General features: G+C 45.8%; 13 protein-coding genes. 8 read left to right on the forward strand and 5 right to left on the reverse strand.

Annotated elements, in window-relative coordinates:
• The first annotated feature begins 29 nt into the window (after positions 1 to 29).
• The 7 genes from mrdA (at position 30) to lipA (ending at position 7,364) form a co-directional block, all read left to right on the forward strand.
• Positions 30 to 1,955 (forward strand): penicillin-binding protein 2, encoded by a 1,926-nt coding sequence (mrdA, locus tag RXX31_RS15060; protein WP_317590364.1) that lies wholly within the window; start codon positions 30 to 32, stop codon positions 1,953 to 1,955.
• On the forward strand, positions 1,955 to 3,076 hold the full coding sequence (gene rodA, locus RXX31_RS15065; protein ID WP_317590366.1) for a rod shape-determining protein RodA: 1,122 nt from the start codon (positions 1,955 to 1,957) through the stop codon (positions 3,074 to 3,076). The genes mrdA and rodA overlap by 1 nt, the downstream gene beginning before the upstream one ends.
• A gap of 2 nt (positions 3,077 to 3,078) precedes the next feature.
• Positions 3,079 to 3,885 carry a septal ring lytic transglycosylase RlpA family protein gene (locus RXX31_RS15070; RefSeq protein WP_317590367.1) on the forward strand — a complete coding sequence of 269 codons (807 nt, stop codon included), beginning with the start codon at positions 3,079 to 3,081 and terminating at the stop codon, positions 3,883 to 3,885.
• Between the two features lie 93 nt (positions 3,886 to 3,978).
• A complete protein-coding gene (locus RXX31_RS15075; protein ID WP_317590369.1) occupies positions 3,979 to 5,157 on the forward strand; it encodes a serine hydrolase in 1,179 nt (392 codons plus the stop codon).
• A gap of 127 nt (positions 5,158 to 5,284) precedes the next feature.
• Positions 5,285 to 5,563 (forward strand): DUF493 family protein YbeD, encoded by a 279-nt coding sequence (ybeD, locus tag RXX31_RS15080; protein ID WP_014231044.1) that lies wholly within the window; start codon positions 5,285 to 5,287, stop codon positions 5,561 to 5,563.
• Between the two features lie 176 nt (positions 5,564 to 5,739).
• The gene (gene lipB, locus RXX31_RS15085; protein WP_317590370.1) at positions 5,740 to 6,402 is read left to right on the forward strand and encodes a lipoyl(octanoyl) transferase LipB; all 663 of its coding nucleotides are present in this window, start codon (positions 5,740 to 5,742) and stop codon (positions 6,400 to 6,402) included.
• Positions 6,399 to 7,364 (forward strand): lipoyl synthase, encoded by a 966-nt coding sequence (lipA, locus tag RXX31_RS15090; RefSeq protein ID WP_176291059.1) that lies wholly within the window; start codon positions 6,399 to 6,401, stop codon positions 7,362 to 7,364. The genes lipB and lipA overlap by 4 nt, the downstream gene beginning before the upstream one ends.
• Positions 7,365 to 7,824: 460 nt before the next feature.
• Here lipA and glyA read toward each other — a convergent pair whose 3' ends face one another.
• Positions 7,825 to 9,075 (reverse strand): serine hydroxymethyltransferase, encoded by a 1,251-nt coding sequence (gene glyA / locus RXX31_RS15095; RefSeq protein WP_014231041.1) that lies wholly within the window; start codon positions 9,073 to 9,075, stop codon positions 7,825 to 7,827.
• A 346-nt stretch (positions 9,076 to 9,421) separates the two neighbouring features.
• Between glyA and RXX31_RS15100 the strand changes: the two genes are divergently transcribed.
• Entirely contained in the window at positions 9,422 to 10,027 is a 606-nt protein-coding gene (locus tag RXX31_RS15100; protein WP_317590373.1) for a YitT family protein, read from the forward strand.
• A gap of 72 nt (positions 10,028 to 10,099) precedes the next feature.
• On the opposite strand, the gene treC is transcribed toward RXX31_RS15100, so the two are convergent.
• The 4 genes from treC to gmhB form a co-directional block, all read right to left on the reverse strand.
• A complete protein-coding gene (gene treC, locus RXX31_RS15105) occupies positions 10,100 to 11,785 on the reverse strand; it encodes an alpha,alpha-phosphotrehalase (RefSeq protein ID WP_317590374.1) in 1,686 nt (561 codons plus the stop codon).
• Between the two features lie 164 nt (positions 11,786 to 11,949).
• Positions 11,950 to 13,374, reverse strand: a complete 1,425-nt coding sequence (gene treB / locus RXX31_RS15110; RefSeq protein ID WP_317590375.1) for a PTS trehalose transporter subunit IIBC — start codon at positions 13,372 to 13,374, stop codon at positions 11,950 to 11,952.
• Positions 13,375 to 13,571: 197 nt separating this feature from the next.
• Positions 13,572 to 14,519 (reverse strand): trehalose operon repressor TreR, encoded by a 948-nt coding sequence (gene treR / locus RXX31_RS15115; protein ID WP_317590376.1) that lies wholly within the window; start codon positions 14,517 to 14,519, stop codon positions 13,572 to 13,574.
• Between the two features lie 102 nt (positions 14,520 to 14,621).
• Positions 14,622 to 15,173, reverse strand: a complete 552-nt coding sequence (gmhB, locus tag RXX31_RS15120) for a D-glycero-beta-D-manno-heptose 1,7-bisphosphate 7-phosphatase (protein WP_317590377.1) — start codon at positions 15,171 to 15,173, stop codon at positions 14,622 to 14,624.
• Positions 15,174 to 15,429 lie beyond the last annotated feature (256 nt).

Here is a 15,429-nt window from a genome sequence, read left to right on the forward strand (position 1 = left end):
TCGCTGTTTAACTTTAGAGCCAAGCGTTAATGATTCGTAGACGCCGCAGTCAAATTCGAGATTATCAAGCCGAAGCGCGCCTGTTTACCAGCCGCGCTATCGTTGCATTTGTCGGTATCGTCATTTTGATGGGAGCACTGGTCGCCAATATGTACAATATTCAGGTGAACCAGTTCCAGGACTACCAAACTCGCTCTAATGACAACCGTATTAAGATCGTGCCAATAGCACCCAACCGTGGGCTTATTTATGATCGCAACGGTGTGTTACTGGCAGAAAACCGCCCTGTCTTTAACCTGGAACTGATTCCAGAGAAAGTGAAAGACATTGATGAAACCATCAAAGAGCTACAAACGATTCTGGAAATCACGCCAGAACAAATTGAACGCTTTCATCGTGAGAGAAAGCGCACCCGTCGCTTTAAATCGGTTCCTCTTCTTACTCAGCTGGATGAAAAGCAGGTTGCCGTATTTTCTGTCAACCAGTATCGCTTTCCCGGCGTAGAGATCAGCGCAACACTCAAGCGTTACTACCCATTTAGTGAAGTGCTTACGCACGTGATTGGCTATGTTTCTCGCATCAACGACAGAGATATGCAGCGTCTGATTCGCGAAGAAAAAGCCTCAAACTATCAAGCAACCCGAGATATCGGTAAGCTCGGCATTGAGAGGTATTACGAAGATCTTCTCCATGGTACCGCTGGTTACCAAGAGGTCGAGGTGAACAGTCGTGGTCGCGTGATCCGCACGCTGAAATATGTCCCACCCGTTCCTGGCAAAGATATAGTCTTGAACCTAGACATTAATCTGCAGCTCTACGTACACCAACTGCTGGATGGTCGCCGTGGTAGTGCCGTGGTTATCGACCCAAGGGATAATGGTGTGTTAGCAATGGTTTCGAGCCCAAGCTATGATCCCAATGCCTTCGTTCATGGTATTTCTGGTAAGGCTTACCGTGCGCTACTTAACGATAAAAACCGACCTCTGGTGAACCGAACGACGTTAGGGATTTATCCACCAGCGTCAACCATCAAACCATTTATGGCTGTCGCAGCACTACAAGAAGGTGTTGTGACCCCACAAACCACCCGTAATGACCCGGGCTACTGGCGCATTCCAAATTCAGACACGCGTCCATTCCGTGACTGGCTGCGTTGGGGGCATGGTCGAGTGGATATCATCAAATCAATCGAAGAATCGGTAGATACCTTCTTCTACCAAGTTGCCTACGATATGGGCATCGATCGTATTTCCACCTGGATGATGATGTTCGGCTTTGGTGATTACACCGGAATTGATATTTACGAAGAAAGTAAAGCCAACATGCCGACTCGCGAGTGGAAAATGTCTCGCCACAGAACGCCTTGGTATAAAGGCGATACTATCCCTGTTGGTATTGGTCAGGGTTACTGGACCGCGACGCCGATGCAAATCGCAAAAGCAACCACTGTACTGGTGAACGATGGCGCAGTGACCGCCCCTCATTTACTCAAAGCCTCCATCAACAATGGCGGTGATTTTGACGAGCAACACACAGAGGAATACCTGACTTATCCGCCAATTAAAAACGTACCGAAGAAGTATTGGGATATGGCGAAAGAAGGCATGCGTCGGGTAAACCATGGCGTCCGAGGCACGGCTCGCCGTTCATTTTACGATATGGACTACGAAACAGCGGGTAAATCCGGTACCGCTCAGGTATTTGGCTTGGCTGAAGACGAAGAGTACAAGGCAGATGAAATCGCCGAACACTTGCGAGACCACGCCTTATTTACGGGTTTTGCACCGTTTGATGAGCCAAAAGTGGTCGTGACTGTGGTACTCGAAAACGCCGGTGGTGGTTCAAGTAACGGCGCACCAGTAGCGAGAAAGATCTTTGACCGAGTAGTACTTGGTCCTGAAAAGATCGAGCCTGAAGAAGATGAAAGCAACGTGAAGAAAGAGGCAACGCAATAATGAAAATGGATCCCTCTACAGGTAAAAACCGAGCCCTGTTTGAACGCTTCCATATTGACTTGCCACTTCTACTTGGCATTTTAGCCCTGATGGCATTTGGCTTAGTGATCATGTACAGCGCCAGCGGTCAAAGCCTGGCAATGATGGATCGCCAAGCCATGCGTATGGTGCTCTCGCTTGTGGTGATGATAGCGCTGGCACAACTTTCACCGCGTACTTACGAGAGCCTTGCTCCTATAATGTTTGCGTCAGGAGTTATCCTGCTTTTTGGCGTGCTGTTTTTTGGCGAAGCGTCCAAAGGTGCCCAACGTTGGCTAAACCTTGGTTTCGTCCGATTTCAGCCATCTGAATTACTCAAGCTAGCCGTGCCGCTTATGGTAGCTCGCTATATTGGTCGACAGCCACTTCCGCCAACCTTTAAGACCCTACTGATAGCCTTGGTGATGGTGTGTGTTCCGACAATCTTGATTGCCAAACAACCTGACTTAGGAACCTCAATCCTGATCGCTGCATCCGGTATTTTTGTTATCTTCCTTGCCGGCATCAGCTGGAGAATCATCGCGGCTGCGGCTATTGCTCTGGGTGGCTTTATTCCAATTCTGTGGTTCTTCCTGATGCGTGAGTATCAGAAGACTCGGGTACGAACCTTGTTTAACCCAGAGTCCGATCCCTTAGGCGCTGGCTACCATATCATCCAGAGTAAAATTGCGATCGGTTCTGGTGGTATTTCAGGTAAGGGCTGGTTACAAGGCACGCAGTCTCAACTGGAGTTTCTTCCCGAGCGACACACTGACTTTATCTTTGCAGTAATTGCTGAAGAATGGGGTATGATTGGCTTTCTTTGCTTATTAGCCATCTATCTCTTTATTATTGGTCGAGGCCTGTATCTTGCCAGTCAAGCGCAGACCGCATTTGGACGAATGATGGCAGGCAGTATTGTACTTAGCTTTTTTGTGTATATTTTCGTAAATATCGGCATGGTAAGTGGTATCTTGCCCGTCGTAGGCGTACCGTTACCTCTGATCAGTTACGGTGGTACTTCCATGGTGACCTTGATGGCAGGCTTTGGTATTTTAATGTCGATTCATACGCACAGAAAAGCATTCTCTAAGGCGACCTAGACATGCAAAAACGCGCTTTATATTCCTTAGTTTTTTCTGCAGTTATTTTGGCTGGCTGTTCATCAACCAGCCAGAAAACTCAGCAAGATGGCCGCTACGAACTTGAGTCTGATGTCGCGCCAGACACACCACTTTCAGTGGATCATATTGAAGACGCCTACCCAAAGTATGAGCCATACAGCTTAGGCGGCAACAGAGATTACCATCTCCTCGGTAAGAACTACCAAATTGTACGCGACGCGAAAGGCTTTACCCAACAAGGGCGAGCGTCCTGGTATGGTAAGAAGTTTCAGGGTCATTTGACGTCCAACGGTGAAATCTACGACATGTACTCAATGACAGCGGCACACAAAACGCTGCCTCTGCCTAGTTACGTCAAAGTGACCAACACCGATAACGGCAAAACAACGGTAGTACGCGTAAATGACCGAGGTCCATTCCACGATGGCCGAATTATTGATTTAAGCTATGCGGCGGCACATAAGTTAGACGTACTGAAAACTGGCACCGCGAATGTAAAAATTGAAGTCATCAGCGTAGATAAACCGACCGACAAAAAGTCTTTGGACGAACATCCTAAATACGTAATTCAGGTCGCATCTTCAAAAAATGAAAATCGCGCCCGAACTTTAGGCTCAGAACTCGGTCAAAAGCTGGATACGGATACTTTCCTTGAAAATGCGAAAGAGTCGTATCGCTTGTTATTAGGCCCGTTTAGTGACTATTCCCTGACGCAAGCCACACTGGATAAAGTAAAATTGCTCGGCTATTCGTCTGCATTTATTAAAAAACACAACACTGTAAAATGACGTAGGTTCATGGATTTCTCATTGAATCCCCTCTGATTATCGCTGGGGATTCTGATAAGATGTCCGCAGTTAAACCCAAAAATTTGAATTACCATGAATAAAAATAAGTTTGTGAAATCTATTCTCGTCTCATCCGTTGTTCTTTCAGCAACCTTTGCTCAATCAGCTCTTGCCGCACCGATCGTGGTACCAGACTCTCCTCAAATCGCAGCGAAAGGCTACGTACTGATGGATTACCATTCAGGTAAAGTACTGGCAGAGAAAGAGATGAACACAAAATTGTCTCCTGCTAGTCTGACCAAAATGATGACCAGCTACGTTATTGGCCAAGAGCTAGCACGTGGTAATATTTCAGAAGATGATGATGTCACCATCAGTAAGAACGCATGGGCGAAAAACTTCCCGGACTCTTCAAAGATGTTCGTCGAAGTGGGCACCACTGTAAAAGTCAGAGACCTTAACCGCGGTATTATCATCCAGTCTGGTAACGATGCGTGTGTAGCAATGGCCGAACATATTGCTGGCTCGGAAGATGCCTTCGTTGATCTAATGAATGCATGGGGTAACACGCTGGGTATGACCAACTCGCACTTTGCCAACGTGCACGGTTTAGATAACCCAGAACTTTACTCAACGCCATACGACATGGCACTGCTAGGTAAAGCGCTTATCCGTGATGTACCAAATGAGTACCGCGTTTACGCTGAGAAGAAATTCACCTACAACGGCATTACCCAATACAACCGTAACGGCTTGCTTTGGGATAAGAGCATGAACGTTGACGGTATCAAAACAGGCCACACAAGTAACGCTGGTTACAGCTTGGTAAGCTCTGCGACTGAAGGCCAAATGCGTCTGGTTGCGGTAGTGATGGGCACTAAAGATGCCAACGCTCGTAAATCAGAAAGTAAAAAGCTGCTAAGTTACGGCTTCCGCTTCTTCGAAACCGTTGCTCCACACAAAGCGGGTGAAACGTTCGTAGAAGAAAAAGTATGGATGGGTAACAAAGACACGGTTGCACTGGGTCTGGATAAAGATACTTACGTAACCCTTCCACGTGGTGAAGCTAAGAATCTAAAAGCAAGCTTCGTACTTGAAAAAGAGCTAGAAGCCCCAATTAATAAAGGTGATGTAGTTGGTAAGCTATACTATCAGATCGATGGTGAAGATATTGCCGAGTACCCGCTAATGGCGCTGGAAACCGTAGAACAAGGCAGCCTGTTTAGCCGTATGTGGGATTACATCGTATTGTTAGTTAAGAGCTTCTTCTAAAACGGCTCAAAATTAACCAACCGATTCTTAAAGCCGCCGACTATGGCGGCTTTTTAAGTACCTTGAGTTCACCTTAAATTGACTGTACTATTTCGCACCGCAACGAATACCAACTGGAGTTACCGATATGCTAACCATCAACTCTGATGCTAAATTAAAAGACCTGCTTGAGTTCCCTTGTTCTTTTACTTACAAGGTAATGGGTCATGCAAAGCCTGAGCTTCCAGAACTTGTTCTTGAAGTCATTCAGCGCCATGCACCAGGTGACTACAGCCCAACAGTAAAACCTAGTGCGAAGGGCAACTACCACTCGGTGTCTATCAATATTACAGCGACGTCAATCGAGCAGGTTGAAGTCCTTTATAAAGAATTAGGCGAAATCGACATCGTTCGTATGGTTCTATAAATATTTGATAAATTAAATTTTTTTTGAAAGCAGCTTCGGCTGCTTTCTTTTTATATATCAACAAGATAGTAAAAAGTCACTCACCTTTGAGTTAAAAAACTGTTACTCAACGGTAGAGTAGAAGGATTATCCAGTTTATAATCCAAACACTTTATATAATCGCGACAGGAAATGCCATGCAACACCAACTTGTTGTAAAACGACTTGGCCGCCAGGACTATGAGCCCGTATGGAAGGCAATGCATGAGTTCACAGACCAACGTACAGAAGAGACACCTGATGAAGTTTGGCTGGTTGAACATAACCCAGTATTTACCCAGGGTCAGGCTGGTAAAGCTGAGCACCTAATCAACACTGGTGATATTCCTGTCGTACAAAGTGACCGAGGTGGTCAGGTGACCTATCATGGTCCGGGCCAGTTAGTGGCTTACTTTTTGATTAACCTGCGTCGCAAGAAATTAGGCGTACGAGATCTCGTTACCAATATAGAGAACCTCGTGATCAACACGCTAAAAGCATACAATATCGACTCTGCAGCAAGACCAGACGCTCCTGGTGTCTACGTCGATAGTAAAAAAATATGCTCTCTCGGCTTACGTATTCGTAAAGGCTGTTCCTTTCATGGCCTCGCCTTAAACGTCAATATGGATTTAACACCATTCCTGCGCATTAACCCTTGCGGGTATCAAGGCATGGAAATGGTTCAGGTCAGCCAAGTGGGTGGACCGGACAATGTGGAAGCTGTAGAAAAGCAACTAATACAAGAACTCGTTACTTTGCTCGACTACGAGCAAGTGGAATTCAGCACAGAAGCACCTTCTCAAGGTAATAAAGCATGAGCAAACCAATCCAGATGGAAAAAGGCGTTAAATACCGTGACGCCGAAAAAATGGCATTGATTCCAGTAAAGAATATGCCTTCAGAGCAGAAAGAAGTGCTGCGTAAGCCTGATTGGATGAAAATCAAGCTACCAGCCGATAGCCAACGAATCCAAGACATCAAAGCAGCAATGCGTAAGAATAAGCTTCACTCTGTATGTGAAGAAGCCTCTTGCCCTAACCTGGCTGAGTGTTTTAACCACGGTACTGCGACCTTTATGATCCTGGGCGCAATCTGTACTCGTCGTTGTCCTTTCTGTGACGTTGCTCATGGCCGTCCATTACCACCAGAAGCAGAAGAACCACAAAAGCTGGCGAAAACCATCGCAGATATGAAGCTGAAGTATGTGGTAATTACTTCTGTAGACCGTGATGATCTGCGTGACGGTGGTGCACAACACTTCGCTGACTGTAACCGCGAGATCCGTGCGTTGAACCCTAACATCAAGATTGAAACTCTGGTTCCTGACTTCCGTGGTCGTATGGACGTTGCGCTGGATCTGATGAAAGATAACCCGCCAGATGTATTCAACCACAACCTTGAAACGGCGCCACGTCTTTACCGCAAAGCTCGTCCGGGTGCAAACTACAAGTGGTCTCTGCAACTGTTGAAGAAATTCAAAGAACAGCACCCAGATGTACCGACTAAATCAGGTCTGATGATGGGTCTTGGTGAGACTAAAGAAGAGATCGTCGAAGTACTGAAAGATCTGCGCGAACACGGCGTAACGATGCTAACGCTTGGTCAGTACCTGGCACCAAGCCGTCACCACCTGCCAGTAGAACGTTACGTTCCACCATCAGAGTTTGATGAGCTTAAAGAGATCGCGCTGGAACTTGGTTTTACACACGCAGCGTGTGGCCCATTTGTTCGCTCTTCATACCATGCCGATATGCAGGCTCAAGGTATCGAAATCAAGTAATCAATTGATTATTAAGACTAAAAAGGTTGGCACTTCGCCAACCTTTTTTGTATCTGGCAAATGATGATAAAAAGCTACTCCACCACCGTCATTCTGAACAGCGACGAAGGAGCGTGATTCAGAATCTGTTTTCAGAGTACTGATGACTTTGGGGGGAAACTTTGAGTAAAAGAGTGTGCCGCAACAAGATTCCTGATCTCGCCTAGGCTCGTCGGAATGACGTGGTTTAGATATAAAATAAAGGGACAGTGTCGGTAGCCATCCTCTTACCTTCCGCACCCTTCACTATAGGGAATACCGAACTCATTCCAAACACCAGAAAAACAAAAAGGCCCTCAAATTGAGGACCTTAATATTTAATTTTCAAAATAGATGAGTCGAGTTCTAGGAGAACACACGGAGTTTGCGCGAGCAAATGAGTATGTTCGACACCGAAATCGGCTCACTCTATGAAGAACAATTATGCGTAAACTGGTAGACGCTTACAGATATCTAGAACTTTCTGTTTTGTCGCTTCGATAACTTCTTCGTTGTCGATGCTATCAAGAACGTCACACATCCAGTTCGCTAGCTCTTTTGCGTCTTCTACTGTGAAGCCACGGCGAGTGATTGCTGGTGTACCAACACGGATACCAGACGTTACGAATGGGCTACGTGGATCATTTGGTACTGAGTTTTTGTTTACTGTGATGTTCGCTGCACCTAGTGCTGCGTCCGCTTCTTTACCAGTAATGTTCTTGTCGATTAGATCAACTAGGAACAGGTGATTTTCTGTACCGTTAGAAACGATTTTGTAACCGCGCTCTTGGAACTGAGCAACCATTGCTTTCGCGTTTTCAACTACGCGAGCTTGGTATGCTTTAAATTCAGGTTCCATAGCTTCTTTGAACGCTACTGCTTTACCAGCGATAACGTGCATTAGAGGACCACCTTGACCACCAGGGAAAACAGCTGAGTTCAGCTTTTTGTACATGTCTTCGCCAGCGTTAGACAGGATAAGACCACCACGTGGACCTGCTAGTGTTTTGTGCGTCGTTGTTGTTACAACGTGTGCGTATGGTACTGGTGTTGGGTAAACGCCTGCTGCGATAAGGCCAGCAACGTGAGCCATATCTACGAATAGGTAAGCATCAACTTTGTCTGCAATTTCACGCATGCGTTTCCAATCAACGATTTGAGAGTAAGCTGAGAAACCACCGATGATCATCTTAGGCTTGTGCTCAATTGCAAGCGCTTCCATCTCGTCGTAGTTGATTTGACCAGCTTCGTCGATACCGTAAGGGATAACGTTGTAGTGCTTACCAGAGAAGTTTACTGGTGAACCGTGAGTCAGGTGACCACCGTGTGCCAGGCTCATGCCTAATACTGTATCGCCTGGGTTCAGAAGCGCCATGTATACTGCGCTGTTTGCTTGAGAACCAGAGTGAGGCTGTACGTTTGCGTATTCACAACCGAATAGTTCACATGCACGATCGATTGCTAATTGTTCCGCTTTATCTACGTACTCACAACCGCCGTAGTAACGCTTGCCTGGGTAGCCTTCAGCGTATTTGTTCGTTAGCTGAGAACCTTGAGCTTCCATTACACGTGGGCTTGTGTAGTTTTCAGAAGCGATAAGTTCAATGTGTTCTTCCTGGCGAAGAGTTTCTTCCTGGATAGCTGCGAACAGTTCCGCATCGTAATCTGCGATGTTCATATCACGCTTAAGCATCTGTATCTCCTGACTCAGATTAGTACTGAAATTGGCAAAAAAACTGTTTAATGACCGAGCGCAAACGTTTTCGTCGACCTAATGGCGCGCATTTTACATAATTTGATCTGGGTCATAAAGAGAAAATTTAAATTTTTCTCATGCAGTTTTTTCATGATGACGGGTAATAAATATCATGCCGATGTTGCAATTGTTTAAACGACACGCATTACTGTCAATTTTGTGCTTTACACCCTGTAAAACAGCAATTACATAGGTTTACCGTAAATTTTAGCCTCTAGCTACCGAAAAGATCATCTTTTTACTATTATGCTCGCCTTATTTCTCACCGATAACTGCAACTTTGATGGAAAAACACTCAAGAAAAGAAGACTGGGTAGCGATTCTTACCGGGACCTTTTTGGTTGCCCAAGGCGTTTTCTTTCTTCAATCCGCGCAACTCCTTACAGGAGGTACAACAGGATTGGCTTTGCTTATCAGTCAATTTACACCTTTTACCTTTGGTGTGCTGTACTTTTTAACTAACTGCCCTTTTTATCTGTTAGCTTGGAAACGCTTTGGACGTCACTTTGCCATCAATAGTGTTATTTCTGGTGCTTTAGTTTCAATTTTTGCCGATCATCTTTATTTACTGATTTCATTAGAGTCAGTCAATGATATCTATTGTGCTGTCGCTGGCGGACTATTAATGGGGTTAGGTATGCTGATCTTATTCCGTCATCGTTCTAGTCTGGGTGGCTTTAACGTGTTGTGCTTGTTTATCCAGGACAAATTCGGCATTTCAGTCGGAAAAAGTCAGATGGCAATTGATGTGTGTATTGTATTGGCGTCGATGTTCTTTGTCTCACCTTGGGTCATCGCTTTGTCAGCCTTAGGGGCGTTTGCGCTCAATCTGGTACTCGCCATGAACCACAAACCACATAGATACTCTGTCACCTATGGCTCTCAGTAACCCCGACGAAAAAAGGCTTTGGGGAGCATTCCAAAGCCTTTAGTGGGGGAGACAATCTCAGGAAAAGTTAAGTTACTCTTCAATCAACAAAATTCGTGTTTCATACGGACGCAGTGTTTGATGTCGAGAGGCAACCGCACTTGCCGAATTATGGTAGTTGGACAACAAACACTTCGCTTCCGCCACCTCAAAGCGCTCTGGCAAGACACATTCCACCTCTTCCCCATAGTAATTATTGATACACAACAACGTCTGGGATTCATTCTGGCGAGCGTAAGCAAAAATACGTGAATGTTCCGGCAGCAAATCTTCATAGCTGCCGTCCGTGATGACCGGGACCTGTTTGCGCAGCTCAATTAAGCGCTTGTAGAAATAAAATACGGAGTTTAAATCTGCTACAGCAGACTCGGCATTGATTTGCGGATAATTCTGCGCGACTTCGAGCCAAGGCGTTCCTTTGGTGAAACCAGCATGCAGTTGGCCATTCCATTGCATAGGCGTTCGCGAGTTATCACGAGACTTCTGAGCCAGAATAGCCATCATCTCTTGGTGTGAAACCCCATCACGATTGACCATAATGTCGTACATGTTGGTACTTTCGACATCGCGATATTGACTGATCTCGGTATAACCCGGATTGGTCATGCCAATCTCTTCACCCTGATAAACATAAGGCGTGCCCTGCATCATGTGGACAGACGCAGCCAACATCTTCGCCGATTCAACACGGTAGTGCTGATCATCGCCTAGCCGGCTGACCACACGTGGTTGATCGTGGTTACACCAGAACAGCGCTCCCCAGCCTTTACCGTTTAACCCTGTCTGCCAGTGATTAAAGATTTGTTTGAGCTGAAGAAAGTCAAACGGTGCTTTGGTCCACTTCTCTCCATTAGGGTAATCCACTTTCAGATGGTGGAAATTGAACACCATAGACAGCTCTTTACCATCTAAAGAGGAGTATTGCTGACAGTGCTCAAGGGTTGTCGAAGACATTTCTCCAACCGTTACACTGCCGTACTTCTGAAATACCGCTTGGCTGACCTCCTGCAAGTACTCATGCACTCGTGGACCATCAGTATAAAAACGACGTCCATCGCCAATATCATCACTTGGGAAATTTTGTTGCTTGGAAATCAGATTAATCACATCCAGACGGAAACCATCCACGCCCTTCTCTGCCCAAAAGCTGATCACGTCTTTGACTTCTTCACGCACTACCGGATTTTCCCAGTTTAAATCCGCTTGCTCTTTGGCAAACAGGTGCAAGTAGTACTGACCGGTTGCTTCATCCAGCTCCCATGCGTTACCACCAAACTTGGATTGCCAGTTGTTGGGCTCTGCCCCCTCTACCGGATCTTTCCAGATGTAATAATCACGATATGGACTGTTTTTGTCACCCAGCGCAGACTGGAACCATTTGTGCTCAGTCGAGGTATGATTGACGACGATATCCATGATAATTCGGATACCCAGCTGGTGCGCCTCCACCAATAACTCATCAAAGTCAGCCATGGTGCCGAAGTCAGGATTGATCGAGTAGTAATCGGATATATCGTAGCCGTTGTCGATCATTGGCGATGCATACACAGGCGTTAGCCAAATCGCATCCACACCAAGGTGTTTTAAATAATCCAGTTTAGAAATGATCCCTTTGATATCACCCGTACCTTTGCTGTCACTATCGCAAAAACTCTTCGGGTAAATTTGGTAGATTGTTGCGGTTTTCCACCAGCTGTTATCTTGCTTGGTCATTGCCATTTCTAACACCCACTTACCATTAAATTAAAAAGTCACCATGACAATCATGGTTAAAGATCAAGCACTCCTGAGCTCAAAATGACGTAGTCAGGAATGGCTTTTTTAAATTGGGGAAACAAAGCGATGGCATGACATTCTCCGTTGCCATCGCTGATTTAAGTTTGTTATGCGTTTGCCGTTTCAAGTTCACCTTTCGCTTTTGCGCGCTTATAAAGAATCAGCGTCAAGCCAGCTGGGACCACTATCGCCACCAACATTGCTAATGCGAACACACCCCAGAACTGAGGCTGAATAGATAAGATGCCCGGCAAACCACCCACACCGATACCGTTCGCCATTACGCCAGCGCTACCACAAACTGCCGCCGCACAAGCACTACCAATCATTGCGCTTAGCATTGGGAATTTGTATTTCAGGTTGATACCGTACATCGCAGGCTCAGTAACGCCCAGATAAGCGGAGATTGCCGCCGGAACGGAGATTTCACGCTCGTCTTGTTTTTTACTGATGATAATGATGCCAACCACTGCGGATGCCTGAGCAATGTTTGAAAGTGCAATCAGAGGCCAGATTGGGGTACCGCCAAGCTCTTGCATCAGCTGTAAATCAACGGCGTTGGTGGTGTGGTGAATACCTGTGATAACCAATGGCGCGTACAAGAAGCCGAAGACTGTCGAGCCAATGATCGCAAAGTCTCCCGTCATGGCAGCCTTGGCAGCGAACGCCACACCGTTACCTAGCATGCGGCCAAATGGACCGATAATAGAGTGCGCCAGAATCACCGAGATAATGATGGAAACAAATGGCACCACAACCAGATACAAGTAAGACGGAGTGATACGTTTAAGGTATTTTTCGATATACGCCAACGCGATACCCGCAAGCATGGCAGGAATCACCTGTGCCTGATAGCCCACTTTTTCAATCACAAACCAACCGAAATCCCACACTTCCGGCGCTTGTTTACCGATCAAATAGGCGTTCATCAATTGTGGAGAGACCAGAGTCACACCAAGCGTGATCCCCAGAATCGGCGTACCACCGAGCTTTCTCACCGTTGACCAACAGACGCCAACAGGTAGGAAGAAGAAGATCGCTTCACCAATCAGCCATAGGAATGAATGGACCGTCGCCCAGAACTGACTGATTTCGGTCAACGTTTGGCCATCAAACATCTTGATATCGCCAATCACATTACGGAAACCAAGAATCAGACCACCAGTGATGATAGCTGGTAGCAGAGGCACGAAGATTTCAGCAAGGTGAGAGATGCCACGCTCAACGATGTTCATGTTCTGACGCGCGGCATTTTTTGATTCATCTTTGCTGGCTTCGCTTTTACCCGTCATCTCGATCAGTACCTTGTACACTTCATCGACTTCAGTACCGATAACGACCTGGAATTGACCTGCGTTGGTAAAGCAACCTTTAACTATTGGCAGTGCTTCTAACTGCTTAATATCCGCCTGCTCAGTTTTATTCAGTACAAAACGTAAACGAGTTAAGCAGTGGCTTACACTCGCAATATTGTCTGGCCCACCGACCAACTCAATAAGACGCTGTACATCTTGACGCGCAATCTTACTCATAACTTTGCCCACCCTGTATTGGATATGTTTAACTTTTCTTTGTATTTATTATTGATGGGAACATTCCCACGAAGTGGTTTTATATTGCCACCTGATGATAAAAAACAAAATGGGAACAGTCCCATTAATTGAAAAGGATCACAAACTAAGTCTAGAGCAGAATGCCTATTATGCGACTATCGCATATCGATGCGCCACTATTGACTAACCGGCTTCTGGGTGAAGTGCATTAAAGATTGGTTACCATTCAACTGATTAATCAGCATGTTAGCGGCTTTTTGACCAGCATGTGCATAGCCAGGATCGACACTGAAGATATTAGGAAAGAGGAAAGAAAGGAGTTCATTGCCGCCCACGCCCGTTACGACGACGTCTTCACGCCCTAACTCTTGTAGACGTTTGATGACACCAAGCGCAAGCGTATCACTGGCACACACAATGGCTTGAGTGTCTTGTTGTAAAACTTGGTCCACCAGCTGATAGGCACTCTCATGGCTAAGCGCTCCCGTTTGAAAACAAGGTTGGATATTCCTGCGCTGACACCACAACTGGTAAGCATTCAAACGTGCAAAGCCCGTTGTTCTGTCGTCAGAATCCACACCAATGTAGGCAATACGAGAAAGCGACTGCTGCTCTAAATGAGAGAGAGCCATATCGATAATGCCTTGGTTATCATAATTTATGGAGGAGACATCACTCGTGTCCATGGCAATCACCACAATGCGACTGCCCCACTCAGCCAGCGCCTTCTCATCGCAACCTGTAAAACCAAATACAATCACGCCATCTACATTGCGACGTCGAAGAACCTCAAGGTGCTCAATGGTTTTTTGGCGATCAAACTGGCTTTCCATGATCACCACATCATAACCAGCAGAATATAACTCACTGAGCATGGTGCCTACCGCTTGGTTTTCTGATGGCGAGTCTAAACGCGAAATAATCACCCCGACGACCTTTTGTCGGCCGCCACGCATTGACTGCGCGGATTTAGAAGGAACATAGCCTGAATCACTAATGACTTTTTCCACCTTCTCGCGCGTTTCTGGCTTTACCTTGGGGTCGTTCGTGAGCACACGACTTACCGTCGACTTACCAACGCCGGCCAGTTTTGCGATATCAAGAATGGTGAGTTTTTTGTTCATAGGTGATCAAACTAAAGTGGGTAGAAACTTAGATAAATGAACTTTAACAACAAATAGAGAAAAGGGAAGCCAGTGCTTCCCTTTAAAAATATAGCGATGATGTTATTTGTTTAAATATGCAGGAACGTCAGCAATGCTATCCAATACTACCGTCGCTAGCGCTTCACCCTGTTCAGTAATTGGTTTTCCGGTACGTACAAGAATCTTGGTCCCTACACCAGCCGCTTCTGCTGCCATCATGTCTTCCGCTTTATCACCAATCATGACCGAGTTTTCCATGTCGATCTTAAGGAAGTCACGTGCAGAAATGAACATCCCCGGCTTTGGCTTACGGCAATCACAATCTTGCTTGTATTCGCCAATCCCCTCTTCAGGGTGATGCGGGCAGTAATAGAAGCCATCAAACTCGACACCGTGATCTACGAAGTTCCAATCCATCCATTGAGTCAGAGATAAAAATCGGTCTTCACTGAATTTACCGCGTGCGATGCCAGATTGATTCGTCACAAGAACCAACATGTAACCTTGGTCTTTCAGCGCTTTCGTCGCTTCAAACACACCGTCAATGTACTCAAAATCATGTTCGTCATGAACGTAACCATGATCGACGTTAATCACGCCATCACGGTCGATAAAAACAGCAGGTTTTGCCAAAACGTATTTCTCTATTAACTCGGTTTAAGCAGATTATTACATACCTTATAAACTTCAACACTATCTATTTAGATTGACATTGCGACAAATCAGCACGCTACATCGCAAGAATCGTTGAATATCGGGGGCTTCCACCTAATGTTCGAAAAAACACCTCTGATATCATCACATTCCTATATCAGAACGTTTGCACATTTAGACGTCTAGACGTAAAAATATCTATTGACTTCAATCTTCTTAACCCATAGCATCAACT

Source organism: Vibrio sp. EA2 (assembly GCF_033042495.1).
Lineage (GTDB): Bacteria > Pseudomonadota > Gammaproteobacteria > Enterobacterales > Vibrionaceae > Vibrio.